Here is a 23,001-nt window from a genome sequence, read left to right on the forward strand (position 1 = left end):
ATCTATCGCGGACTGCCGCCGACCTGACGGCCCACGTGTGGTCTCGACGGACGTCGTCAGCTCAGAAAGGTGTTGACCGCCGACGCGAGGTCGGGGGACGCCGAGGTCGCCAGGTTCTGATAGCTGCCGCCGCTGAGCTGGGCGACCGCCTCCCAGGTGGTCCGGTCCGGGTCGGCACCGAAATCGATGACATTCACCGCGATGGGTTTCGCCGGATCGGCACTCTTGCGGATGAAGTCCTGCAGCCCCGGCCCGTCCAGGGTCTGATCGGTGTGCGGCCCGGCGGTGATCAACAGAATCGAATTCGTCTGTCCCGCATGGTAATTGGTCTGCATATCCTGGTAGAGCATCCGCAACGTGGTGAACGACACCGCACCGCCGCCCGACGAGTACTGCTTGTCCAGCGCGCCGGCCAGGGCCGCCGAACGCGGCTGGCCGTTGACGGGATCGGACAGCGGCCCACTGGCCACCTCGGAGCGGCCCTCGTGACCGTCGAACGTCCACAGACCGACCACCGCGGTGGAGGGCAGGGCTTTGATCTTGTCCTGCAGCGCCCCGATCACGTTGGCCAGCCGGGACTTTCCGCCTTCCTGGCCGGGCATCGACTGGTCGAGCATGATGGTGGTGGCCTGTCCGTTCGACGGGCTCGCCATGGCCTCGGCGAGGGTAGCGCGCATCGGGTCATCACCCACCGACAGCGCGGCCGGCAGCGCCGGGAAATTCGTGACGGGATTGCTGGGCGGTTGGACCCCGTTGACGCGGAAGCCGGCCTTCGCCAGCTTGGCCAGCTGGTCGGACTTATGCATGAAACGCGAGAACTCGCTGGCCGCTGAGGCCTGCTCCCGGGTGAGCCACGAACCGCTGAGCAGCACAGTGGGGTAGTCGGCGACCGCCGAGGACCCGGGTGGAAGCCAGAACCCCAACGCGCCTTTGGCGTCTGGCAACGATTGGCCGCGCTGGAAGAGCTGCTGTTCGGTGGTGACGACCGCGTGCACCGGCGCGGTCGCGGGGTCACCGGACTTCAGCAGCGTGTTCATCGCCTCGGTCAGCGAGTTGTCGGCAAGTTTAGGTTGTGCGCTCAACAGGCTGCGCACCGCGCCGGTGCCCTGGGTCACGGGGGCGCCGGGCGGTACCGACGCGGCCGCCACCGCCTCGCCGGCCAGAAACGACGCGTCCCCGTTGCCGCTCATCGGCAGCGCCACTCGCAGCGAGCCCCACGCGGGTAAGTTCAACCCGGCCAACGCATTCGGGTTGGTCTGCAGCCCGGGCAGCCCCGCCCAGTTCTGGTTGGACAGGGCCGGCGCGAGTTGCGGACGGATGGCCAGCACCACCGGCGAGGTGACCAGCGAGTGGCTCTCGGTGATGGTTTTTTGCGCCGTGGCCCCGGCGAGTCGCGCGACGGAAATCGAACTGCCCGGAATCCACAACGCGGGCTGCCCGCCCAGTTCCGCGGGCCACTTGCCGATGAAACCGTTGAGCACGGCATCGGAGTTCGCCGGCTTGACGCTGACCACCATGCAGTGGTCACCGACCGGCCCGGCCGATTTGTTGTAGCTTTCCGCCAGTTGCTGTACGGAATCGGCGATCGACGGGTCGGCGACCACGGCCACCGTCTCCTGTCCTCCCGCACAGCGATTGGCGGCCGTGTGCGAACGCTTGGACAACGCGTCGCCGAAGAAGCTCCACAGGATCACCGAACCGACGACCACGACGACCGCGACCAGCGCCACGATCACGCCGATGCTGATGCCGCGACGCCCGCCCTCGCTGCGATGACCACCCCGCCAATCGCCGAGCCCGCGATGCCCTCCCCGGAACAGCGACGGTGCTGAGGCGGGCGGTTCCGTGCTCGACGGGGCGGTCTGCCGCGACGGGAATTCCGGGTAATCGTCAGCGGTGCTGTCTACGAAGGCATCGCCGGCCGCGTAGGGATCTTCCTCGCCGGAGTGATCACCCTCGGCCGAGTAGGCACCCTCGTCGGAGTAGGCACTGTCGTCCGCGAAGAGGTCGGCATCCTCGTCGGAGCCGGCACCCCGGTGGTGCCCCGCGTCTTCGCCTCGAGACGGCTCGTCGGCGATGTCGTCGCGAGCTGGTTCGTCGAGGGAGTCGTCAGGGTCGGGCGCACTGTGCCTACCCATAGCAGTGCCCGCGGCCTTTCCGTCGATCCATCGTTGACTCGGCGCCGATTTTAGTCGTCAGCGCCACTATGACACGTTCCAACCCGAATTGAGCGCAGGCTCAATTGGACTGCGCGGCGTGCGCCTTGGCTTCCCGACGACGGCGATGCAGGATCGGCTCGGTGTAACCGTTGGGTTGCTGCGTGCCGGTCAGGATCAGATCCTGGGCGGCGAGGAAGGCGATGCTGTCGTCGAAGTTGGGCGCCATCGGCAGGTATGCCGCGTCCTTGGCGTTTTGTTCGTCGACCAGCGGGGCCATCCGCTCCATGCTGGCCCGCACGTCCTCCTCGGTGATCACCCCGTGGCGCAGCCAGTTGGCCAGCAGCTGGCTCGAAATCCGCAGCGTGGCACGGTCTTCCATGAGCGCCACGTTGTGAATGTCGGGCACTTTCGAGCAGCCGACGCCCTGAGCGACCCAGCGCACCACGTAGCCCAGGATGGACTGGCAGTTGTTGTCGACCTCTTCGCGGATCTCCTCGGAAGCCCAGGCCAGCTCCTTGGCCAGCGGGATGGTCAGCAACTCCTCGATCTTGGTGCGCTTCTTGCCGGCGAGCTCCTCCTGCACGGCCGCCACGTCGACGTAGTGGTAGTGCATCGCGTGCAGGGTGGCTGCCGTCGGCGAGGGCACCCACGCGGTGGTCGCGCCCGCCTTCGGCTGGCCGATCTTCTGCTCGACCATGTCGGCCATCAGCTCGGTCATCGCCCACATGCCCTTGCCGATTTGAGCCTTGCCCTTGAAGCCGGCCGCCAGCCCGATGTCGACGTTGGCGTCCTCGTAGGCCTTGATCCACGCGGTGCTCTTCATGGCACCCTTGCGGATCATCGGGCCGGCCTCCATCGAGGTGTGGATCTCGTCGCCGGTGCGGTCCAGGAAGCCGGTGTTGATGAACACGACCCGGTCGGCCGCGGCCTTGATGCAGGCCTTGAGGTTGACGGTGGTGCGCCGTTCCTCGTCCATGATGCCGACCTTGAGCGTGCCCTGGGGCAGGCCGAGGACGTCTTCGACGCGGCTGAACAGCTCGCAGGTGTAGGCGACCTCGTCGGGTCCGTGCATCTTGGGCTTGACGATGTAAATGGATCCGGTGCGGCTGTTGGCCAGCGGCCCGTTCGCATCACCGGTCTTGAGGCCGTGGATCGCGGTCAGGCCGGTGAACAGCGCATCCATGATGCCTTCGAAGACCTCGTTGCCGTCGCCGTCGACGATCGCATCGTTGGTCATCAGATGCCCGACGTTGCGGACGAACAACAAGCTGCGGCCCGGCAGGGTCAGCTCGCCCTCGCCGTCGGGTGTGCTGTAGGTGCGGTCCTCGTTGAGCACCCGGGTGAAGGTCTTGCCGTCCTTGTTGACCTCTTCGGACAGATCGCCCTTGTTCAGCCCAAGCCAGTTGCGGTAGCCCAGCACCTTGTCGTCGGCGTCGACGGCGGCCACGGAGTCCTCGAAATCCATGATCGTGGTGATGGCCGATTCCAGGACCACGTCCTTGATGCCCGCGGAGTCGGTCTTGCCGATCGGCGATTCCGGATCGATCAGAATCTCGATGTGCAGGCCGTGATTGACCAGCAGCACAGACCAATTGGGCGAGCCCAGCTCGCCGGTGTAGCCGGCGAACTTCTTCGGGTCGGCCAGTCCGACGGAGCCGTCGCCGGTCGTGACCTTGAGCTGCCCGTCTTCGACGGACAGCCCGGTCGCGTCGGCCCACGACCCGGATTCCAGCGGCACCGCCTCGTCGAGGAACTTGCGCGCGTAGGCGATCACCTTGTCGCCGCGAACCTTGTTGTAGCTGGTGCCCTTCTCGGCACCGTCATCTTCGGAGATGACGTCGGTGCCGTACAGGGCGTCGTAGAGCGAGCCCCACCGGGCGTTGGCGGCGTTCAGCGCGAACCGGGCGTTGAGCACCGGCACCACCAACTGCGGGCCGGCGGTGGTGGTGATCTCGTCGTCCACACCCGAGGTCGTGATGGTGAAGTCCGCGGGTTCGGGCAGCAGATAACCGATTTCGGTGAGGAACTTGCGGTAGGCCTCGATGTCGAGCGGTTCGATAACCCGCTGCCGGTGCCACTTGTCGATCTGGGCCTGCAACTCATCACGGCGGAGCAGCAAATCCTGGTTCTTGGGGGTGAGGTCCGTGACGACCTTGTCGACGCCCGCCCAGAAACTGTCCGGGTCGATGTCGGTGCCGGGCAAGGCCTCGTTGTTCACGAAGTCGTAGAGCACTCGGGCGACGCGCAGGTTCCCCGCCGACACGCGATCAGTCATGATTCTCCTCCGTCATGGGCCGCACCGGACCATCGTCGGACCGGATTGGCAATGTCATCAGCCTACCGAGCGCAGCGTGGCGAGCGTTATTCGCCTGACCCGGCAGGCGCAGGTCAGGCCACGCTGACAGCCCCAAGAACGACGCTGCGGCGAGCACCGGGATTTGTGTCCAGCAACGCATGTTCCGCGCGCCTACGGTCCTCTGCCCTCCAGCACTTTCTTGACTGGTAGCCGTGAAAGATCATACGGGCTGCGCGCAGTCGTCCTGGCCGGCCAGTATCGCTACGCGTCGCGCATGGTTCCGACGAGGTCTTCAACCAGGTCTTCCATGGCCACCATCGCCACCACGGCTGCGCCTTCGTCGGTCACCAAAGCCAGATGGCTGTTGCTACGGCGCATCCGGGAGAGGGCGTCGGCCAGCGGCAGTGACCGGGACAGCCGCGGCAGCGGTCGCACCATCGCCAGATCGATCACTGTCTGCGGATCGTCGTCGAGCGTCAGCACGTCCTTGATGTGCAGATATCCGACGAAGGCGCCGCTGACGCTCGCCACCGGGAAGCGGGAGTAACCGGTCTGGGCCAGGGCTTGCTCGACCGCCCCGACCGTCGGGCCCGAGCCCGCCGCGACCACCGGTACCGCGTGCACATCGGCGAGGGGGACCGCCACGTCACCGACCACGCGGTGGCGGATTTGCAGCGCCCGGGTGAGCCGGGTGCGCTCCTCGCGGTCCAGCAAGCCCTCGGACTCGGATTCGGCGATCATCTCGCTGAGTTCGACGGGGGAGACTGTGATTTCCAGCTCTTCCTTAGGTTCGACGCCGAACGCCCGCACCACCACGTTGGCGCATTTGTTGTAGAACACGATGAACGGCCGGGCGGCCCGCACGTAGGCCAGATACGGCGGGACGAGCAGCATCGCGGTGCGTTCCGGACCGGCCAGGGCGATGTTCTTCGGCACCATTTCGCCCAGCAGCACGTGCAGCGTCACCACGATCACCAGCGCGATCGCGAACGACAACGTGTGCAGCAGCGCGGGGTGAATTCCGGTCAGCCCCAGCGCCGTTCGCAGCAGATTGGAGACCGCCGACTCGCCGATCCGCCCGAGCAGCAGGGACGCGGCCGTGACGCCCAACTGGGCCCCGGCCAGCATGGACGGCAGTTGCTCCCCGGCGCGGATCACGGTGACCGCGGCCGCTCTGCCCTGCTCGGCCAGCGCCTCGAGACGGTCGCGGCGCGCCGAGATCAGCGAGAACTCCGCCCCGACGAAGAACGCGTTCACCCCGATCAGCAGGCAGGCCAGCAGCAGGCCCATGGCGTCGCTCATCGGTGCCCCCGGGGCGTGGGACCTTCGCCGGGACCGTTCAGTTCGATCAATTCGAGCAGGTCGATCCGGCGACCGTCCATCCGGATGACCGTTGCCTGCCAGCGCGTCACCGCGTCCAGTAAGCCGTCCGCGTCCAGCGCGGGGAGCTTGACCGTGTCACCGGCCACCGGAATGTGACCGATCTCGCGCAGCACCAGCCCGCCGATGGTCTCGTACGGGCCTTCGGGCGCCCGGAAGCCGGTGGCGGCGGCGACCTCGTCGATACGCAGCAGGCCCGATACCCGCCAGCCGGAGCCGGCGGGCATCACGTCGGGAGTCGCGTCGTCGTGCTCGTCGCGGACATCGCCGACGATCTCTTCGATCAGGTCCTCGACGGTCACCATGCCGGCGGTGCCGCCGTATTCGTCGACGACCAGCGCGGTTTGCAGGCTGTTGGCCCGGATTTCGGCCATCACCGCGTCACCGTCCAGGGTTGACGGCACCTTCGGGACGGGCTGGGCCACCGCCATCAGCCGGGTGCCGGCACGGTCGGCCCGCGGGATCGCGAACACCTGCTTGACGTGCACGATGCCGACCGTCTCGTCGAGGTCGCCGTCGACGATGGGGAAGCGGGAGAAGCCGGATTCCGCGGCCGCGGTCACCAGGTCGGCGACCGTGTCGTCGATCTGCAGCGCCACGATCTTGGACCGGGGCGTCATCAGCTCCTCGGCGCTCAGGGTGCCGAACTGCAGCGAGCGCCGCACGAGCGCCGCCGTGGCGGGGTCCAGGGCGCCGCTGCGCGCCGACGAACGCACCAGCGACAACAGCTCCTGCGGAGACCGGGCCGACCGCAGCTCTTCGGCCGGTTCGACGCCGAGCCGGCGCACGATCCAGTTCGCCGCGCCGTTGGTCAGTCGGATCGCCGGGGTGAGCAGCAGCGAGAACAGCGCCTGCACGCTTACGACGACGCGCGCCGTCGACAGGGGCCGCGCCACGGCCAGGTACTTGGGGACGAGCTCGCCGAACACCATCGACACCGACGTCACGATCACCAGCACCAGGAAGGCCATGATCGCGTCGCCGACCTTGTCGGAGATACCGATGGCATCCAGCCACGGATGCGGCAAATCGTTCACCATCGGATCGGTCAGGTAACCGGCCGCCAGCGTCGTGGCCGAGATCCCCAGCTGGGCACCCGACAGTTGAAACGACAGCCGTTGGTGCGCGCGGCGGATCCATCGGTCGCGGCGCCCACCGCCGCGGGCGTTGGCCTCGACGGCGCTTCGGTCCAGGGTGGTCAGCGAGAACTCCGCGGCGACGAACACGGCGTTGCCGAAGATGAGCACCGCGATCGCCACAACGCTGATCACGGTGACGGTGACGTTCATGAACTACGCCGCCCAGTGGCCGACGGGGAAGGTTTGATGTGCGGAAAAAGCGCCGGGGGAGGCTCCGCATCGGGCGGTTCGTCTGACGGCCCGTGCGCCCGCAAGCCGATGGCATGCGCGGGTGCCTGCGGCACGTCGATCCTTTCGCTGCCGGGTGGCAGAGCGGTCGCGGTTGCTTCCGTCTTTGCTGTCTTATGCTAGCCCGGCCGCGGCCGCACGGCGCTACCCCGCCCCGGCCGCTCCCGGAGGGTCCTTATTCGGCCGGACCGCCCGGGGCAACTTCGGTATGCCTAACCTTACTACGGTAGGCTCTGCGCACTATGCCCGACGCTCAGACGCCGTCCATGCACGTCCTCCCGCGGGAACGCTTCGACATCCCCGACGAGGTGGCACGCATTCCCCGCCCACCCGTTCCGACGCTGGATCCGCCCTTCGGCATGCGCGTGGCGCAGCTCGACGACGTGGACATGGTGACCGAGTGGATGAACCGCCCGCATCTGGCCCAGGCGTGGGAATACGACTGGCCGGCGTACCGGTGGCGCCAGCACCTGGGCGCCCAGCTGGACGGGACGTATTCGCTGCCGTTGCTCGGCAGCATCCGTGGCATAGATCGCGCCTACCTCGAACTATATTGGGGCGCAAAGGATCTGATATCCCACTATTATGATGCCGAGCCCTATGACCTGGGGCTGCACGCCGCCATCGCCGATCTGAACCTGGTGAACCGTGGCCTGGGCCCGATGCTGTTGCCGCGGATCGTGGCCAGCGTCTTCGCGGCGGAGCCGCGGTGTCGCCGGGTCATGTTCGACCCCGATCACCGCAACACCACGGCGCGCAGGCTATGCGAGTACGCCGGATGCAGGTTTCTCGGCGAGCACGACACGACCAACCGGCGCATGGCGCTCTACGCGCTGGAAGCACCGACCACGGCCTCGTAGCCGCTGTAGTCGGGGGCCATTCCGGCGGCCACCAATTCCCACAACACCTCGTCGGTGCGCCCCCGACCCGGGCCAGCTTCATGTCGCGCCACCATGCGCCCAGCGGTGTCTCGTCGACCTCGGCGCTGACCTGAGAAGGGGAGTTAGGCACGGTAGCCTTACCCGCACCCGTCACCAACCCTGCGGTAGCGGATGCCCCTCGGCGAAGCCCGCGGTCGACTGCACCCCGACCACGACCCGTTCATACAGCTGCTCCAGGTTGGCGGCACCGACATAGGTGCAGGTGCTGCGCACGCCCGAGGTGATGTGGTCGAGCAGATCCTCGACACCGCCCCGGGCCGGATCCAGCCCCATCCGGGACGTCGAAATGCCCTCCTCGAAGAGCGCCTTGCGGGCCCGATCGAAAGCGGTGTCCGCCCCGCTGCGCGCGACCACCGCCCGCTTGGAGGCCATGCCGTAGCTCTCCTTGTACGGTTGGTCGTCGCGGTCGCGCATCAGGTCGCCGGGCGACTCGTAGGTGCCGGCGAACCACGACCCGATCATCACGTTGGACGCCCCGGCGGCCAGCGCGAGCGCCACGTCCCGCGGGTGTCGGATGCCGCCGTCGGCCCACACGTGTCCACCCAATTCCCTTGCCGCCGAAGCGCATTCCACAACCGCGGAGAATTGCGGGCGGCCGACACCGGTCATCATGCGGGTGGTGCACATCGCGCCCGGCCCGACGCCGACCTTGACGATGTTCGCCCCGGCGCCCAGCAGATCGCGGGTGCCCTCCGCCGAGACGACGTTGCCCGCCGCCAGCGGCACACCCAGCTGCAGCGCCGCGACCGTCCGGATCGCCTCGACCGTCTTGACCTGATGCCCGTGCGCCGTGTCGATGACCAGCATGTCGATGCCGGCCTCGACCAGCGACCGCGCCCTGGCTCCGATGTCGCCGTTGATGCCGATGGCCGCGCCAACCCGCAGCCGGCCCCGGGCGTCGACCGCCGGGGTGTACAGGCCCGCGCGGATGGCGCCGGTGCGGGTCAGCACGCCGGCCAGCGTGCCGTCGGCGTTCGTCACGACCGCGACACCGATGTGTGACTGCTCGAGCAGATCGAACACCTTGCGCGGCTCGGTTCCCACCGGGGCGGTGACGAAGTCGGTCATCGCGACGTCGCGCACGCGGGTGAAACGGTCCACGCCCAGGCACGACGATTCGCTCACCAGACCCAGCGGCCGGCCCTCGAACGCCACCACGGCGACACCGTGCGCGCGCTTGTGGATCAGCGCCGTGGCGTCGGACACCGAGTCGTCGGGCCCGAGCACCACCGGGGTGTCGAGCACCAGGTCGCGGCTCTTGACGAACTCCACCGTCTGCTGCACCGCGGTGATCGGGAGGTCCTGCGGCAAGATGACCAGCCCGCCGCGCCGCGCCACGGTCTCGGCCATCCGCCGGCCCGCCACCGCGGTCATGTTGGCGACGACGACCGGGATCGTGGTGCCCGACCCGTCCCCGGTGGACAAGTCGACGTCAAAGCGGGACGCGACCTCCGAGCGGTTCGGCATCACGAAGACGTCGCTGTAGGTCAAGTCGTATGCGGGTCTGTGCCCGTCGAGAAACCTCATCGCAGTCGCCCCACCAACTCAAGCCCCCCTCACGCTCTCTGACCTCGCCCGGTTACGCGGGCACCTCGGTGCGGTCTCCGCTCCACAGTGTGTGGAAGCGCTTGCCCGGGTCGTCATCGATGCGCCCGTAGGTGTGTGCACCGAAGAAGTCCCGCAAGCCCTGGGTGAGCGCGGCCGGCAGCCGTTCGGTGCGCAGCGCGTCGTAGTAGGACAGCGCCGAGGCGAAGCCGGGGATCGGGATGCCGAGTTCGGTGGCCTTCACCACGACCCGGCGCCAGCTGTCGATGGATTCCTCGATGGCGCTGCGGAAGTAGGGCGCGACGATCAGGGAGGGCAGATCGGCGTCCGCGTCGAACGCCTCCTTGATGCGGTTGAGGAACTTGGCCCGGATGATGCAGCCGCCGCGCCAGATCGTCGCCATGTCGCCGGGCGTGATGCCCCAGTCGTACTCGGCGCTGCCCGCCTGGATCTGGTTGAAGCCCTGTGCGTAGGCGATGATCTTCGACGCGTACAGCGCCTTGCTCACGTCGTCGATGAACTGAGCTGCGTCGCTTGGCTTTTCGCCCAGCTGACCGGAGGCCAGGCCGGTGGTGGCCTTGCGCTGGGCGACCGAGCCGGACAGGGCGCGGGCGAACACCGCCTCGGCGATACCGGTCACCGGCACACCGAGGTCCAGGGCCGACTTCACCGTCCAGCGGCCGGTGCCCTTCTGCTCGGCCTCATCGAGGATGAGGTCCACCAGCGGCTTGCCCGTCTTGGCGTCGGTCTGGCGCAGCACCTGCGCGGTGATCTCGATCAGGAAGCTGTCCAGGTCGCCTTTGTTCCACTCGGCGAACACGTCGGCGATCTCGGGTGCGGTCTTGCCCAGGCCGTCGCGCAGCAGGTGGTAGGCCTCGCCGATCAGCTGCATGTCGGAGTACTCGATGCCGTTGTGCACCATCTTGACGAAGTGGCCGGCACCGTCGGGCCCGATGTGGGTGCAGCACGGCACCCCGTCGACGTGGGCGGAGATCTCCTCGAGCAGCGGGCCCAGCGACTTGTATGACTCGGCCGGGCCACCGGGCATGATCGACGGGCCGTTGAGCGCGCCCTCCTCACCGCCGGAGATGCCGGCTCCGACGAAGTGCAGGCCGCGCTCGCGGATCGACTTCTCCCGGCGGATGGTGTCGGTGTAGAGGGCGTTGCCGCCGTCGATGATGATGTCGCCTTCTTCCATGGCGTTGGCAAGCTCGTTGATGACGGCGTCGGTGGGTTCGCCGGCCTTGACCATGATCAGCACCCGTCGCGGCTTCTCCAGCGCGTCCAGGAATTCCGCGATGGTTTCCGAACGCACGAACTTGCCCTCGTCGCCGTGCTCTTTGAGCAGCGCATCCGTTTTGGCGATCGACCGGTTGTGCAGCGCCACGGTGTAGCCGTGCCGGGCGAAGTTGCGGGCGATGTTGGAACCCATCACGGCCAGCCCCGTGACGCCGATCTGCGCGGTGCCGGTCTTGGAATCCGAGTGAGTGTCCGACATGTTTCGCCTCTCAATTTGGAGAACTTTTCGGCAAAAGCTTTCGGTGACACTGTGGCACAGCGAACAGTCGGGCGCCCGGGTGATCGGCCCTCGGCTGCGTCAGACGTTGAACAACCGCTCCAGCTCGGTCAGCCACGGAACGGCCAGCGCGACGGTGGGTACCACGAACACCGCCACCGCGGCCAGGTATGCGGCCGCCGCCAACAGCGGGCTGTTGCCGCGTCCGCCCAGCCGGCGCACTCTGAGCACCGTGCTGGGGCCGCTCGCCGCGAGCGCGCCCGACGGGGCGCGCCCCGATGCGCACGCGACCAGCGCCCGGGCCAGGGGAGCGCGGCCCGCGGCGCGGACCGCCGCGTCGTCGGCGAGGAGTTCGACGAGAAGCTGAACCGCGCCGAGCGCGTTGGCGCTGCGGACCAGCCGCGGGAAGGCCGCGTGCACGGCGGTGAAAGCCTCCAGCACCAGGTCGTGCCGCGCCCGGAGATGGGCGCGCTCGTGGGTGAGGATGGCTTCGACTTCGGGGTCGGCGAGCGTGGTCAGCGTTCCCTCGCTGACCACCACCCGGCTGCGCACGCCCGGCAGGCAGTAGGCGAGCGGTTGCGGGACACCCAACACGCGGAGGTCGCGGGTGCGCGCGCAGGGCTGGGACAGTGCCGCGCCGTGGCCGACGCCGACCAGATCGACCACCATGCGGTGATGCGCCCGTCGTTTCCGGTTGGCTATGGCCACCCGGATCACCGCGGCCATCAGCCGAACGCCGACCAGCACCGTCAGGGCGAACACGCTGATGTAGGCCGCCCACAGCGGCCAGCCGAGACGGTCGGCGGCGCCGATGATGCTGGTGGTGGGCCGCCCGTCGCGACCGGGCATCAGCAGGCGGGTCGCGATCGCGATCCCGGCGCTGAACGCCGACAGGACCGCGGCCAGCGCTACGGCTTGCCAAAGCACCATTGCGGCGCGGGGAGCGCGCAATGGCCAGCGCGCGCGGGCCAACATCGCCGGCACCGGGCCGGTCAGTAGCACCGCGAGGATAGTGAAGGCCAACGCGGACACACTGCCAGTGTCCCTCAGCCCTCCGGTGCTGCGCCAGCAGATGGCGAGTTATTGCGTTGATTGGCTTCCAGTTCGGCCAGGGCGCGCCGAAGCGCCTCCGCCTCGTCGGCGCCGACACGTTCGACGAAATGCACCAGCGCGGCCTGCCTGCCACCGGAATCTTCGGCCTGGGCCAGCGCGTCCACCATGAGTCCGGCGACCAGTTCGTCGCGACCGTGCACCGGTGCGTACCGGTGTGCCCGGTCGTCGCGAATTTGGGAGACCAGGTTCTTTTTGGCCAACCGTTGCAGCACAGTCATGATCGTGGTGTAGGCAAGGTCGCGCTGTGCCGACAACGCCTCATGAACCTGCCTAACGGTCTGAGGCTCGGGCGTGGACCACAGGTGGTCCATCACGGCCCGTTCTAGATCCCCCAGCCGGGTCAGTTTGGCCATAATTCGTTCATCTCCTGAGCGTCGAATCAAGCGTACTCCGGCTTACTACCGACGGTCGTACGAAAAGCTGACAAACCACTGTGTCGGCCGCCGTGCGTCCCGCCTCGGACAAGAAAAACAATACCTCTTGCAAAGTTAGGGCAGCCTTGCCTATGCTGATCGAGTCGAGCGATAACGGACCGTGTGAGAGTCCTGAGGGCTGCAGCGACCCCCGGTCTACTCGATCGGCGAGCCCCGTGCCCTGAAGGCGCGGGGCTCAGCCGTTTTCAGGGCCACGATTCCGCCGCGAGCGGGTGCGCGCAGGCGATGGTGTAGACACATGGACGTGCCAGACCCGCAGAAATCGATCCTCCCGCCGGATTTCTCCGCGCCCTTCGACCGCGAGATCGGCTTGCAATTCACCGAACTGGGCCCCGACGGGGCCCGCGCCCAGCTCGAGGTCACGCCCAAGCTGTTGCAGCCGATGGGGCTGGTGCACGGCGGCGTTTACTGCTCGATGATCGAAAGCATGGCCAGCGTGGCCGCCTACACCTGGCTGGCCACCCGCGGCGGCGGAAACGTGGTGGGCGTCAACAACAACACCGACTTCCTGCGCTCCATCGGCTCGGGCATGGTGTACGGCAAAGTCGAACCGATCCACCGCGGCCGCAGCCAGCAACTATGGTTGGTCACCATCACCGACAGCGACGACAGGGTTGTCGCGCGCGGTCAGGTGCGACTACAGAATCTCGAGCTTCGCGAGGGCTGATCGGGCGACGAGCCGTTCATCTGGGCATGGCAGGATCGCAGGCATGCGTCTGACGCCGCACGAGCAAGAGCGGTTGCTGTTGTCCTACGCCGCGGAATTAGCACGTCGCCGCCGCGGCCGGGGCGTGCGACTGAATCATCCAGAGGCGGTGGCGATCATCGCCGACCACATCCTCGAGGGTGCGCGTGACGGGCGCAGCGTTGCGGAACTGATGGCCAGCGGCTGCGACGTACTCACCCGTGACGACGTGATGGAGGGGGTGCCGGAGATGCTCTCCGACGTGCAGGTTGAAGCGACGTTCCCGGACGGCACCAAATTGGTCACGGTGCACCACCCGATAGCATGATCCCCGGCGAAATCCTGTATGGCGACGGCGATATCGAAATCAACGCCGGCACCCAGCGCATCGAGATGCAGATCGTCAACACGGGCGACCGACCGGTTCAGGTCGGGAGCCACGTGCATCTTCCGCAAGCGAATTCGGCGCTGTCGTTCGATCGCGTTGCGGCTCACGGCTACCGGCTGGACATCCCGGCGGCAACCGCCGTCCGGTTCGAGCCCGGTGTATCGCAACGTGTTCAGCTGGTCGGATTGCGCGGACGTCGCGAAGTGCATGGGTTGAGCCTGAACCCGCCCGGACGGCTGGACGACTGATGGCAAGTCTGTCCAGGGAGCGTTACGCTCAGCTCTTCGGCCCGACAACCGGTGACCGAATCAGGTTGGCGGACACCGCTTTGCTGATCGAGATTACCGAAGATCGCAGTGGGGGACCAGGACTGGCCGGCGACGAAGCGGTGTTCGGCGGCGGCAAGGTGCTGCGCGAGTCGATGGGCCAGGGACGTGCCTCCCGTGCCGAGGGCGCACCCGATACCGTGATCACCGGAGCGGTGATCATTGATCATTGGGGAATCATCAAGGCCGACATCGGTATTCGTGACGGCCGAATCGTAGCGCTCGGTAAGGCCGGCAACCCCGACACCATGACCGGCGTGCATCCGGACCTGGTCGTCGGCCCCAGCACCGAAGTCATCGGAGGCAACGGCCGAATTGTGACCGCGGGCGCCGTCGACTGCCACGTACACCTGATCTGCCCGCAGCTCATCTCCGAGGCGCTCGGGTCGGGCATCACGACGATCCTCGGCGGGGGCACCGGCCCCGCCGAGGGAAGCAAGGCCACCACCGTGACCCCGGGCTCATGGCATTTGGCCCGGATGCTCGAGGCGCTCGACGGCTGGCCGGTCAATTTTGCGCTGCTGGGCAAGGGAAACACCGTCAGCGCCGAGGGATTATGGGAGCAATTGCGCGGCGGCGCTTCGGGTTTCAAGCTGCACGAGGACTGGGGATCCACACCGGCGGCCATCGACGCCTGCCTGACCGTCGCCGACGCCGCCGGCGTGCAGGTGGCGCTGCACACCGACACGCTCAACGAGATGGGGTTCGTCGAAGACACCCTGGCGGCGATCGCCGGCCGGTCGATCCACACCTATCACACCGAGGGCGCCGGCGGCGGCCACGCACCCGACATCATCCGGGTTGCGGGTCAGCCGAATGTGTTGCCCAGTTCGACCAACCCGACCCGTCCACACACGGTAAACACACTCGACGAGCATCTGGACATGTTGATGGTCTGCCATCACCTCAACCCCCAGGTGCCCGAGGATTTAGCGTTCGCCGAGAGCCGGATTCGTCCGTCCACCATGGCGGCCGAAGACCTGCTGCACGACATCGGGGCGATCTCGATGATCGGGAGCGACTCCCAGGCGATGGGCCGCATCGGGGAAGTGGTGCTGCGCACCTGGCAGACGGCGCACGTGATGAAGCGGCGTCGGGGCGCGCTGCCCGGCGACCCTTCTGGTGCCCACGCCGCCGACAACATGCGGGTGCGCCGCTACGTCGCCAAATACACCATCTGCCCGGCCGTCGCACACGGGCTCGACCACGAAATCGGTTCGGTGGAAGTGGGCAAGCTGGCAGACCTGGTGCTGTGGGAGCCGGAGTTTTTCGGCGTCCGTCCGCATGCCGTGCTCAAGGGCGGCATGATCGCCTGGGCGGCAATGGGCGACGCGAATGCGTCGATCCCGACGCCCCAACCGGTGCTGCCGCGGCCGATGTTCGGTGCCGCGCCCGCGGCAGCAGCGGCCACCTCGGTGCATTTCGTTGCGCCGCAGGCAATCGAGGCCGGCCTGGCCGACAACCTGGCCGTCAACCGTCGATTGGTGCCGGTGGGAAGCACCACCGGGCGAGGCAAGGCGGCGTTGCCGCTAAACGATGCACTGCCCGACATCCAAGTTGACCCCGACACCTTCACCGTGCGTGTCGACGGTGAGGTCTGGCAAGAGCAACCGGCATCGGAATTGCCTATGGCGCAACGCTATTTCTTGTTCTGAAACATATGTCTGCACTGGCGACGCTGCTCACGCTGGCCGATTCACGACTGCCGGCCGGTTCCCACGTGCATTCCGGTGGTGTGGAAGAGGCGGTCACCAGCGGTCTGGTGACCGACCTGGACACGCTAGAAGCGTTTTTGCACCGCAGAATCCGTAGCCACGGGCTGGTCGCCGCCTCGATCGCCGCGGCGGTTCATCGCGGTGAGCTCGATGTCGACGAGGCCGATCGGGAAACCGATGCCCGCACCCCCGCCCCGGCGGCACGGTTGGCGTCGCGCAGCCAGGGCCGCGGGTTGGCGAGGCTGGCGCGTCGGGTGTGGCCGAACGACCGCTGGGACGATCTGGGCTCGCAGCCACACCTCGCCCTCGTTGCCGGACGCGTCGGCGCAGTGAGCGGCCTGGATCCCGAGCAGAGCGCGCTGGCCATCGTGTACACCACGATGACGGGCTCGGCGACCGCGGCCCAACGGCTGCTCGCGTTGGACCCGGCCGACGTGGCGGCGCTGACGTTCCGGCTGGCGGATGCTTGCGAACGCACCGCGGCGCGGGCGATCGCCGGGCTCGCCGACCTGTCAGACCCGTTGCTCGATACCCTGGCCCAGCGTCACGCTGAACGCGAACGGCCGTTGTTCGTCTCCTGAGAAGCGCTGCGCTGCAGTGCTTCTCATTGCTTTGGAATGGCGTCGGCGTGCGGTGCGTCGCTCTTGGTGTGCGCCCGGGTCACGACGAGGTACAGGATGCCGAGCCCGATGATGCTGACCGACATCAGCACGATGATGTAGTCGTCGTACCAGGGCTGGTGGGAGTCGCGCGGCCAGGACAAGTTGACGATGGCAGCGACGCCGTAGACCAGCGCGCCGATGTTCACCGGCACGCCCCAGCGACCCAGCCGGTACTTCCCAGTCGGCACCCAGCCCTTGATCCGTGCGCGCAGGGCGGCCAGGACCACCATTTGGAATGCGATGTAGACGCCCACCGAGCCGAAGCTGACCAACTTGGTAAGCGCGTCGCTGGAGATCAGCGAGCCGACGATCAGGAACGCCGGAATGATCACCGCGATCAGCAGCGAGTACGGCGGCACGTGGCGTTTGTGATCGAAGCGCGCCAGCAGCTTCGAGCCGACGATCATGTCGTCACGGCCGTAGGAGTAGATCAGGCGGCTTGCCGCGGCCTGCAGGCTGAGCGCACACGACACGAACGAGATCAGCACGATGCACAGGACAACCTTGGCGCCGACGCCGCCGAACGCCGTCTTCAGGATGGTATCGATCGGGTCGGCGTCCTTGCCGCTGATCACCGCGCCGAAGTCGGTGACCGACAGGATCAGGCTCAGGCAGACGAAGGTGGCCGCCGAGCCGCCGACGTAGATGGTGCGGCGCATGGCTTTTGGAATCTGCACACCGGGGTTGCGGACCTCCTCGGCGACGTCGCCACAGGCTTCGAAGCCGAAGAACTGGTACAGCGCAATCAAACTGGCAGCCAGGAACGCGTACATGTAGCTGTGCTTGCCCTCGGCACCGAAGCTGTGGAACAGCACGCCGAGGTTGTGGTGGCGCTGGGTGCACAGCAGCCAGACGCCGACCACGATGGCGCCGATCAACTCGGCGCTGAACCCGAAAATCGCGAAGTAGCCCAGCATCTTGGTACCGGTGAGGTTGATGGCCGTCGCCAGGGCCAGCATGACGAGCGCGCACAGGACCGTGGCGTGTGGGGACGGCGTGAAGCCGAACACGTCGGCGACGTACGGGCCCGCCCCATAGGCGGCGTCCGCGAGCAGCGCCAGCAGCGTGAACATATAGACCCATCCGGTCATCCAGGCCCATTTGCGACCCCACAGCCGTCGCGCCCATGGGTAAACGCCCCCGGCCACCGGGAACTGCGCCACCACTTCGCTGAACACCAAGGCGACCAGCATCTGTCCGGCGCCGGCGATCAGCAGGCTCCAGATCATCGGCGGGCCCGCGGACGCCAGCGCGAAGGCGAACACCGTGTAGATGCCGACCACCGGCGACAGGTAGGTGAAGCCCAGGGAGAAGTTCGCCCACGGGCTCATGTCTCGCTTGAAGTCCGATTTGAATCCAAGCGCTTGGAGCTGCGCAAGGTCCTCGTCGTCGGCCGTGGCGTTGACGCCGACGTTCGGGTCGGTCCGGGGCTGGGCGGGTTCCTTGATCTTGCTTGCGGTTTCAGAGGTCGTGTTGATGGCCAAAGCTCTTTCCTCACTTCTCAAGTCGAGTGAAGGCATCGGCTGCCCGTTCACCGACATGTCACAACTCACAACCAGGGGACTATTGCGGTTCTTGCTCTACGAGAGCGATCCGCGACAGGGCTGCTACTTGGTTGTCGCCTCCTTGATCAAGTTCGCGGCCGTGCGCTTGAGGACGTCACGCTGTCGCGTCACGTCGGCGATCGCCTTGCGCAACTGGTTCAGCTCGTCGCGTTCGCTGACGGCAGCGTCGTCGTCCGCGTCGCCGGTCGGCTTGACCCATCGGCCGGCGGGGTCGTCGTGCATGCCGGTCTCGCTGGCCATTGCGGGAATCACCTTGTTGCGCGCGCCCGCCCGGATGCGACCTTGGTCGCCGCGAGGCGCGTTGACGACGCTGGCCACCGGACCCATCGGGGGCATGCCGCCGTAGAAGCCCGGCGCGACCGCCCCGGCCTGCGGCACGCCCTCGAGCCCGGCACCCGGCAACGCGGTTGCGGTTGCGGCCAGCCGAATTGCGGGGGACGTTCCCCACGACGACGGGACCGACAACTTGCCGACGGACGCCGCCTCGCCCAGGCCGGCGGACACGCCGGGATCGCCCAGACCGGCACCCGAGCCGGGCGAATTCACCAGAGCCGACCCAGAGCTGCCTGCTCCGGCAAGACCCGCCGCCGCGGCCGGTGGCGCCGAAAGCGAACTGACCACCGGGTTCCAGGCCGCGGCGACCGGCGGGGCGAGGGTCAGCAGGGCACCGGACGCATCGAAGTTCAGACCTTCGGAGAGGATCTGGTAGCCGATGGTGTTCTCACTGAAGTTGTTGAAAAGATCCACCAGCGAACCAGATCCGGCCGTCGTTCCCGACGTCCCCGAGGGTCCCGTGGAGCCGGCCTGCAGCATATTGGGAATGTTCGCCAGCGATGACGTGGTGTTGGAGCCGCCGGTAGCCATGGCCTTCATCACCGCGGAGTTCTGATTGGTCGTCCCGGACTGGTTGGTGGTGTCTTGGGGCGAGGCGAAGGGCGTCAACTGCGTCGCCGCGGCCGAGGCGCCGGCGTAGCCGTACATCGCCGCGGCGTCCTGGGCCCACATCTGGGAGTACTGCGCCTCGGTGGCCGCGATCGCCGCGGTGTTCTGCCCGAGGACGTTGGTGGACACCAGCGACGCCAACAACGCGCGGTTGACCTCGATCGCCGGCGGCGGCACCGTTGCCGCGAATGCCGTCTCGTACGCCGCCGCGGCTGCGCCCAGCTGACTCGCGGTTTGTTGCGCCTGCGCCGCCGTGGTGTTCATCCACGACACATAGGGAGCCACCGCGGCGGCCATCGACCCCGACGACGCGCCCACCCACGGGCCGCCCGTCAGTTCCGACACCACCGCCTGGTACGACGCCGCGGCCGAACTCAACTCGGACGCCAGCTTCTCCCAGGCCGCCGCCGCCGTCACCAACGAGCCCGCGCCCGCGCCCGCATACATACGGGCGGAATTGACCTCGGGCGGCAATGCCGCGAAATCGGCTGTCACAGCATCGCCTCCTTGATCAGGCGCGCTGCCGCATCGCGCTCGGTCGCCACCTCGGCGATCTCCTTGCGCAGCTTCTCGAGCTCGTCGCGTTCTCGTTCGCTCAACGCGCTGGCGACGTGCTTGCGGGACTTCTGCGGCGCTGCTGCGGGCCGGGTCGCGGCGCTCTGGTCGGCGCCCTGCTCGCCGGGCATTGCCGGCATGACCTTCTGGCCCGAGCCGGTCCGGGTGCGGGTCTGATCTCCCCTCGGGGCGTTGACGACGCTGCCCACCGGCGGGATGCCGCCGAAGAAGCCCCCGGGCGCGGCGGCTTCGGCTTGCGGCACGCCGCCCAGCCCGGCAGTCGACAGCGGCGACGCGCTACCGGCGAGCCTGATGGCGGGGGAGTCTGCCCAGGTCTGCGGCACCGACAACTTTCCGACGGTGGCCGACTCGCCCAGGTTCGCCGAAACCCCGGCATTGCCAAGGCTTCCCGATACCGGCGAATTCGCCAGAGTGCCCAGCCCGGCGTCCGCCGGCGATACGTCGCCTGCTACGGCCGCCGCCGTCGGAAATGCGAGGCCGTAGAGGCCGCCCATCAGGGGCGTGATTCCGGACGCCGTGAACAGGGGTCCACTGATGACCAAAGCCCAGTTTCCGATGTTCTGGGTGAGCTCGTTGAGGCCGGTGGGCCCGCTGCTGGGACTGAACAGGCTACCCAGCCCCGGATCCAGGTTCGATGGGCTGACGATCGAGCCCACCGAGAGGTTCTGCAGCGTGTTGGGCACCGTGTTGAGCGCCGATCGGGTGCTCGAACCGGTCGCCGACTGCATGGCTTGGTTGACCGAATTGGCTTGCAGAGCGGTGCCATTCTCGTTTGTGGTCTGCTGGGGTTCGGCGAACGGTGTCAGTCTGGTTGCCGCCGCCGAGGCACCGGCATAGCCGTACATCGCCGCGGCATCCTGGGCCCACATCTCGGAGTACTGCGCCTCGGTGGCCGCGATGGCCGGCGTGTTCTGCCCGAGGACGTTGGTTGCCACCAGCGAAGCCAACAGAGCGCGGTTGACCTCGATCTGCGGTGGCGGCACCGTGGCGGCGAAGGCCGCTTCGTAGGCGGCCACCGCCGACGAAAGCTGGCCGGCAGTCTGCTGAGCCTGCGCGGCGGCGGTGTCCATCCACGTCACATAGGGAGCCACCGCGGCCGTCATCGCCGCGGACGATGGACCAACCCAAGACCCGCTGGTCAGCTCCGACAACACCGACCGATACGAGGCCGCCGCCGAGTTCAGCTCCGCAGCCAACGCATCCCAGGCGGCGGAAGCCGCGACCATGGAGCCGACCCCCGCGCCCGCGTACATCCGCCCGGAGTTGACCTCGGGCGGGAGCGCCGCATAATCCACTACATTTCCCCCGTATTGAGCAGCCCAGGCGTCAAACCACCCGCATCCGGCCCGCATCGGGAGGTGGCTCGGCGCTCAGCTTCGCGCGCGATGGCCTGCGCGCGATTGGTGCGACGCCCCAAAGCCGGGCTGACCGCACGCCCGTGCAGAACGACGCTCGGACGCCGGCGTTGCTGCACATATAGCAATGTCCACGAGCGCTTCTGTAATTACCATGGTTAATTGCTGGGAATTAACTGTAAGGCCCTAGCGAGGCGCGGGTGAGGCGCAAGTCGGCGGATTGGTGCGATGCGGTGCGCCGGCGACCCTCGCCGTCCGGCCTGGGGCGGAGGCAACGATTCTACGGTCGAAGATCCCTTGCCGCCACCGTCCGGCACGCAATGCTGCTTGCGACGAAATATATTCTCGCACAGCGGTTCATCATATTGCCGAACACAGCCAGCGCCGCGTACCGGCGGTAGCCGGCTGCCGCCGCACAACTACCCAACGGCGCGCATCGCGCGTCGGGGCCACCGCCCGCCGCTGGCTGGGTGCGGCTGCGGAGTCGCGGCGGGATAGACAGGGCAGGCAATTCGCTTTGAACCCCGTAAGCAAACATATTTCAGTTGTCCCGCGGTGTGTGCACCGCGGGCTGAGGTGGCCGGGAGGCGCGTCGAGGCGCTATCCGATCACCCCGGCTGCGGCCCGCCTCCCGACATAGGCGGGCCTGCAGCCGAGACCCTAGTCGGCGAACGGTCCCCAGGCGTGCCGCTTGAGCGCGGCCGGTTTCTTCCCGAGCTTGCCCGCCCGCACCATGACAGCCAGGCTGTCCAGGATGACCCGGCTGCTCATCAGCGCGGTTTGCTCCGCCCAGTCGTAGGGCGGAGAGCACTCCACCACCTCGATGCCGTTCAACCCGGGTTCGGAGATCATCCGGATCAGGTTGAGCGCTTCGCGCGGCAGCAACCCGCCGGGCTCCGGCCAGCCGGTGCCAGGCACAAACCCGGCGTCGATGACATCGATGTCGAACGACAAGTACACGGCCTTGGCGTCCTTCCACGCGGTCTCGAGCGCGATTTCAGCGACCTTTTCGATTCCCACGCGCTCGACGTCGCCCACCGTGATGACCGTGCTCCCGCGCTGCCGGCCCACTTGGACGCCGGCCCGGGGCGCCTGCCATCCGCCGATGCCGATCTGCACCAGGTTGGTGGCCGGTGCGTTCTTGATGTTGGTGGCGTGGAACCACGGCGTGGTGTGCATCCGCTCGTCGAGGTCGGTCTCCTGGGTGTCGACGTGGCGGTCGAAGTGGATGATGCCCACGTTCCCGTCCAGGTATGGGGCCAGGCCCCGCACGGTCGGGAAGCCGATCGAGTGGTCGCCGCCGAGGACAACCGGGAAGACGCCCTTGGAGACCACGTGGGCCATGGCCGAGCTGATCTGGTCGAAGGACTTCTCGATGTTCGCGGGAATCGTGACCACGTCGCCGATGTCGACGATGTTGAGCTGTTCGCGGAGGTCGACACCCAGTTCGTAGCAGTACGTGCCGAACAGGTTGGTGGAGCGGCGGATTCCCATCGGTCCGAACCGGGTCCCGGGGCGGTAGGTGGTGCCCGCGTCCAGAGGCGCCCCGAAGACGGCCACCTCGGCGTCCGCAACGTCGTTCACGTCCTCCAAGAACGGGGCCTTGAGGAATGTCCCGCGTTCCCCGGCAAAATGCGGCAGTTCACCGCGGGCGAAGGTCGACAGGGTGCGGTCGTTGATGGTGGGGGCGGCTTCCAGCCCGTGGCTGATGCAGCGGTCGATCTCTTCGCGGTGACGGCGCGTGGGCAGCTCGGCTTCGGCCTGCTGGGCCCACGCACCCTCACGGTTGGGGATATCGGCCTGGCCGGCGAACGGGTTGAACATTCAAGATCCTCTCGTCGAGTTTCAATTCACGGCGGAGGATGCCCCGACGACCGAAACTAAACGGAGGAGAAGTTCGCAGACCGTTTTCGGTTGACCGGCACGCCAGGCATCCCGCGGTCACCGTCTTGTCGCTCTCCGGGTACGGCGAACTCGTCCGGGCGGCCGTTTCGGCGCGCCGCCATACAAAGTACCTTCTCGACCTTCGTCTGCAA

General features: G+C 67.5%; 18 protein-coding genes, 1 pseudogene and 1 riboswitch. Of the genes and pseudogenes, 6 read left to right on the plus strand and 13 right to left on the minus strand.

Annotation, left to right across the window (positions count from 1 at the left end; genetic code table 11):
• Positions 1 to 56: 56 nt before the first annotated feature.
• The 4 genes from G6N50_RS05760 to G6N50_RS05775 all read right to left on the minus strand — a co-directional run bounded on the left by G6N50_RS05760 (position 57) and on the right by G6N50_RS05775 (position 7,124).
• Positions 57 to 2,138: a substrate-binding domain-containing protein gene (locus tag G6N50_RS05760; protein WP_083096530.1), complete on the minus strand. Its 2,082-nt coding sequence runs from the start codon at positions 2,136 to 2,138 to the stop codon at positions 57 to 59.
• Positions 2,139 to 2,238: 100 nt separating this feature from the next.
• The gene (locus G6N50_RS05765; RefSeq protein WP_083096531.1) at positions 2,239 to 4,434 is read right to left on the minus strand and encodes a malate synthase G; all 2,196 of its coding nucleotides are present in this window, start codon (positions 4,432 to 4,434) and stop codon (positions 2,239 to 2,241) included.
• A gap of 282 nt (positions 4,435 to 4,716) precedes the next feature.
• Positions 4,717 to 5,757: a hemolysin family protein gene (locus tag G6N50_RS05770; protein WP_083096533.1), complete on the minus strand. Its 1,041-nt coding sequence runs from the start codon at positions 5,755 to 5,757 to the stop codon at positions 4,717 to 4,719.
• Positions 5,754 to 7,124: a hemolysin family protein gene (locus tag G6N50_RS05775; RefSeq protein ID WP_083096535.1), complete on the minus strand. Its 1,371-nt coding sequence runs from the start codon at positions 7,122 to 7,124 to the stop codon at positions 5,754 to 5,756. Before G6N50_RS05775 ends, G6N50_RS05770 begins: the two co-directional genes overlap by 4 nt.
• A gap of 320 nt (positions 7,125 to 7,444) precedes the next feature.
• Between G6N50_RS05775 and G6N50_RS05780 the strand changes: the two genes are divergently transcribed.
• A complete protein-coding gene (locus tag G6N50_RS05780) occupies positions 7,445 to 8,062 on the plus strand; it encodes a GNAT family N-acetyltransferase (RefSeq protein ID WP_083096538.1) in 618 nt (205 codons plus the stop codon).
• Here G6N50_RS05780 and G6N50_RS05785 read toward each other — a convergent pair.
• The 5 genes and pseudogenes from G6N50_RS05785 to G6N50_RS05805 all read right to left on the minus strand — a co-directional run.
• Positions 8,029 to 8,180: pseudogene (locus G6N50_RS05785) on the minus strand (acyl-CoA dehydrogenase); the annotation flags it as partial. The gene G6N50_RS05780 and the pseudogene G6N50_RS05785 sit on opposite strands and share 34 nt — an antisense overlap.
• A 53-nt stretch (positions 8,181 to 8,233) precedes the next feature.
• Positions 8,234 to 9,670, minus strand: a complete 1,437-nt coding sequence (locus tag G6N50_RS05790; RefSeq protein ID WP_083096540.1) for a GuaB1 family IMP dehydrogenase-related protein — start codon at positions 9,668 to 9,670, stop codon at positions 8,234 to 8,236.
• Between the two features lie 52 nt (positions 9,671 to 9,722).
• The gene (gene gndA / locus G6N50_RS05795; protein ID WP_083096542.1) at positions 9,723 to 11,186 is read right to left on the minus strand and encodes an NADP-dependent phosphogluconate dehydrogenase; all 1,464 of its coding nucleotides are present in this window, start codon (positions 11,184 to 11,186) and stop codon (positions 9,723 to 9,725) included.
• A 99-nt stretch (positions 11,187 to 11,285) separates the two neighbouring features.
• Positions 11,286 to 12,236, minus strand: coding sequence for a M56 family metallopeptidase (locus G6N50_RS05800; protein ID WP_083096544.1), 951 nt, complete (start codon positions 12,234 to 12,236; stop codon positions 11,286 to 11,288).
• Between the two features lie 14 nt (positions 12,237 to 12,250).
• Positions 12,251 to 12,670 (minus strand): BlaI/MecI/CopY family transcriptional regulator, encoded by a 420-nt coding sequence (locus tag G6N50_RS05805; protein WP_007771350.1) that lies wholly within the window; start codon positions 12,668 to 12,670, stop codon positions 12,251 to 12,253.
• Between the two features lie 319 nt (positions 12,671 to 12,989).
• Here G6N50_RS05805 and G6N50_RS05810 point away from each other — a divergent pair, with 319 nt between their 5' ends.
• The 5 genes from G6N50_RS05810 to G6N50_RS05830 are packed head-to-tail and all read left to right on the plus strand — an operon-like array spanning position 12,990 to position 16,446.
• Positions 12,990 to 13,418, plus strand: coding sequence for a PaaI family thioesterase (locus tag G6N50_RS05810; protein ID WP_276053398.1), 429 nt, complete (start codon positions 12,990 to 12,992; stop codon positions 13,416 to 13,418).
• Positions 13,419 to 13,461: 43 nt separating this feature from the next.
• Positions 13,462 to 13,764, plus strand: coding sequence for an urease subunit gamma (locus tag G6N50_RS05815; protein WP_083096546.1), 303 nt, complete (start codon positions 13,462 to 13,464; stop codon positions 13,762 to 13,764).
• Positions 13,761 to 14,072 (plus strand): urease subunit beta, encoded by a 312-nt coding sequence (locus G6N50_RS05820; RefSeq protein ID WP_083096548.1) that lies wholly within the window; start codon positions 13,761 to 13,763, stop codon positions 14,070 to 14,072. The genes G6N50_RS05815 and G6N50_RS05820 overlap by 4 nt, the downstream gene beginning before the upstream one ends.
• Positions 14,072 to 15,805, plus strand: coding sequence for an urease subunit alpha (locus tag G6N50_RS05825; RefSeq protein ID WP_083096550.1), 1,734 nt, complete (start codon positions 14,072 to 14,074; stop codon positions 15,803 to 15,805). Before G6N50_RS05820 ends, G6N50_RS05825 begins: the two co-directional genes overlap by 1 nt.
• A 5-nt stretch (positions 15,806 to 15,810) precedes the next feature.
• A complete protein-coding gene (locus tag G6N50_RS05830; RefSeq protein WP_083096551.1) occupies positions 15,811 to 16,446 on the plus strand; it encodes an urease accessory protein UreF in 636 nt (211 codons plus the stop codon).
• 23 nt (positions 16,447 to 16,469) lie between these two features.
• Here the strand turns inward: G6N50_RS05830 and G6N50_RS05835 are convergent, their stop codons facing one another.
• The 4 genes from G6N50_RS05835 to G6N50_RS05850 all read right to left on the minus strand — a co-directional run bounded on the left by G6N50_RS05835 (position 16,470) and on the right by G6N50_RS05850 (position 22,789).
• Entirely contained in the window at positions 16,470 to 18,011 is a 1,542-nt protein-coding gene (locus tag G6N50_RS05835; RefSeq protein WP_232068891.1) for an APC family permease, read from the minus strand.
• 123 nt (positions 18,012 to 18,134) lie between these two features.
• Positions 18,135 to 19,481 carry a PPE family protein gene (locus G6N50_RS29700; protein ID WP_276053412.1) on the minus strand — a complete coding sequence of 449 codons (1,347 nt, stop codon included), beginning with the start codon at positions 19,479 to 19,481 and terminating at the stop codon, positions 18,135 to 18,137.
• A 44-nt stretch (positions 19,482 to 19,525) separates the two neighbouring features.
• Positions 19,526 to 20,905, minus strand: a complete 1,380-nt coding sequence (locus G6N50_RS05845) for a PPE family protein (RefSeq protein ID WP_083096554.1) — start codon at positions 20,903 to 20,905, stop codon at positions 19,526 to 19,528.
• A 720-nt stretch (positions 20,906 to 21,625) separates the two neighbouring features.
• Positions 21,626 to 22,789, minus strand: a complete 1,164-nt coding sequence (locus G6N50_RS05850) for an agmatinase family protein (RefSeq protein WP_083096556.1) — start codon at positions 22,787 to 22,789, stop codon at positions 21,626 to 21,628.
• 114 nt (positions 22,790 to 22,903) lie between these two features.
• Positions 22,904 to 22,966: riboswitch (guanidine-III (ykkC-III) riboswitch) on the minus strand.
• Between the last annotated feature and the right edge of the window lie 35 nt (positions 22,967 to 23,001).

Source organism: Mycobacterium mantenii (genome assembly GCF_010731775.1).
Taxonomy (GTDB): domain Bacteria; phylum Actinomycetota; class Actinomycetes; order Mycobacteriales; family Mycobacteriaceae; genus Mycobacterium; species Mycobacterium mantenii.

Coding starts and splice junctions, on each gene's coding strand:
- G6N50_RS05815 (WP_083096546.1), top strand. CDS start 13,462: ATGCGTCTGACGCCGCACGAGCAAGAGCGGTTGCTGTTGTCCTACGCC.
- G6N50_RS05770 (WP_083096533.1), bottom strand. CDS start 5,757: ATGAGCGACGCCATGGGCCTGCTGCTGGCCTGCCTGCTGATCGGGGTG.
- G6N50_RS05810 (WP_276053398.1), top strand. CDS start 12,990: ATGGACGTGCCAGACCCGCAGAAATCGATCCTCCCGCCGGATTTCTCC.
- G6N50_RS05805 (WP_007771350.1), bottom strand. CDS start 12,670: ATGGCCAAACTGACCCGGCTGGGGGATCTAGAACGGGCCGTGATGGAC.
- G6N50_RS05765 (WP_083096531.1), bottom strand. CDS start 4,434: ATGACTGATCGCGTGTCGGCGGGGAACCTGCGCGTCGCCCGAGTGCTC.
- G6N50_RS29700 (WP_276053412.1), bottom strand. CDS start 19,481: ATGTATGCGGGCGCGGGCGCGGGCTCGTTGGTGACGGCGGCGGCGGCC.
- gndA (WP_083096542.1), bottom strand. CDS start 11,186: ATGTCGGACACTCACTCGGATTCCAAGACCGGCACCGCGCAGATCGGC.
- G6N50_RS05830 (WP_083096551.1), top strand. CDS start 15,811: ATGTCTGCACTGGCGACGCTGCTCACGCTGGCCGATTCACGACTGCCG.
- G6N50_RS05775 (WP_083096535.1), bottom strand. CDS start 7,124: ATGAACGTCACCGTCACCGTGATCAGCGTTGTGGCGATCGCGGTGCTC.
- G6N50_RS05850 (WP_083096556.1), bottom strand. CDS start 22,789: ATGTTCAACCCGTTCGCCGGCCAGGCCGATATCCCCAACCGTGAGGGT.
- G6N50_RS05760 (WP_083096530.1), bottom strand. CDS start 2,138: ATGGGTAGGCACAGTGCGCCCGACCCTGACGACTCCCTCGACGAACCA.
- G6N50_RS05825 (WP_083096550.1), top strand. CDS start 14,072: ATGGCAAGTCTGTCCAGGGAGCGTTACGCTCAGCTCTTCGGCCCGACA.
- G6N50_RS05780 (WP_083096538.1), top strand. CDS start 7,445: ATGCCCGACGCTCAGACGCCGTCCATGCACGTCCTCCCGCGGGAACGC.
- G6N50_RS05820 (WP_083096548.1), top strand. CDS start 13,761: ATGATCCCCGGCGAAATCCTGTATGGCGACGGCGATATCGAAATCAAC.
- G6N50_RS05790 (WP_083096540.1), bottom strand. CDS start 9,670: ATGAGGTTTCTCGACGGGCACAGACCCGCATACGACTTGACCTACAGC.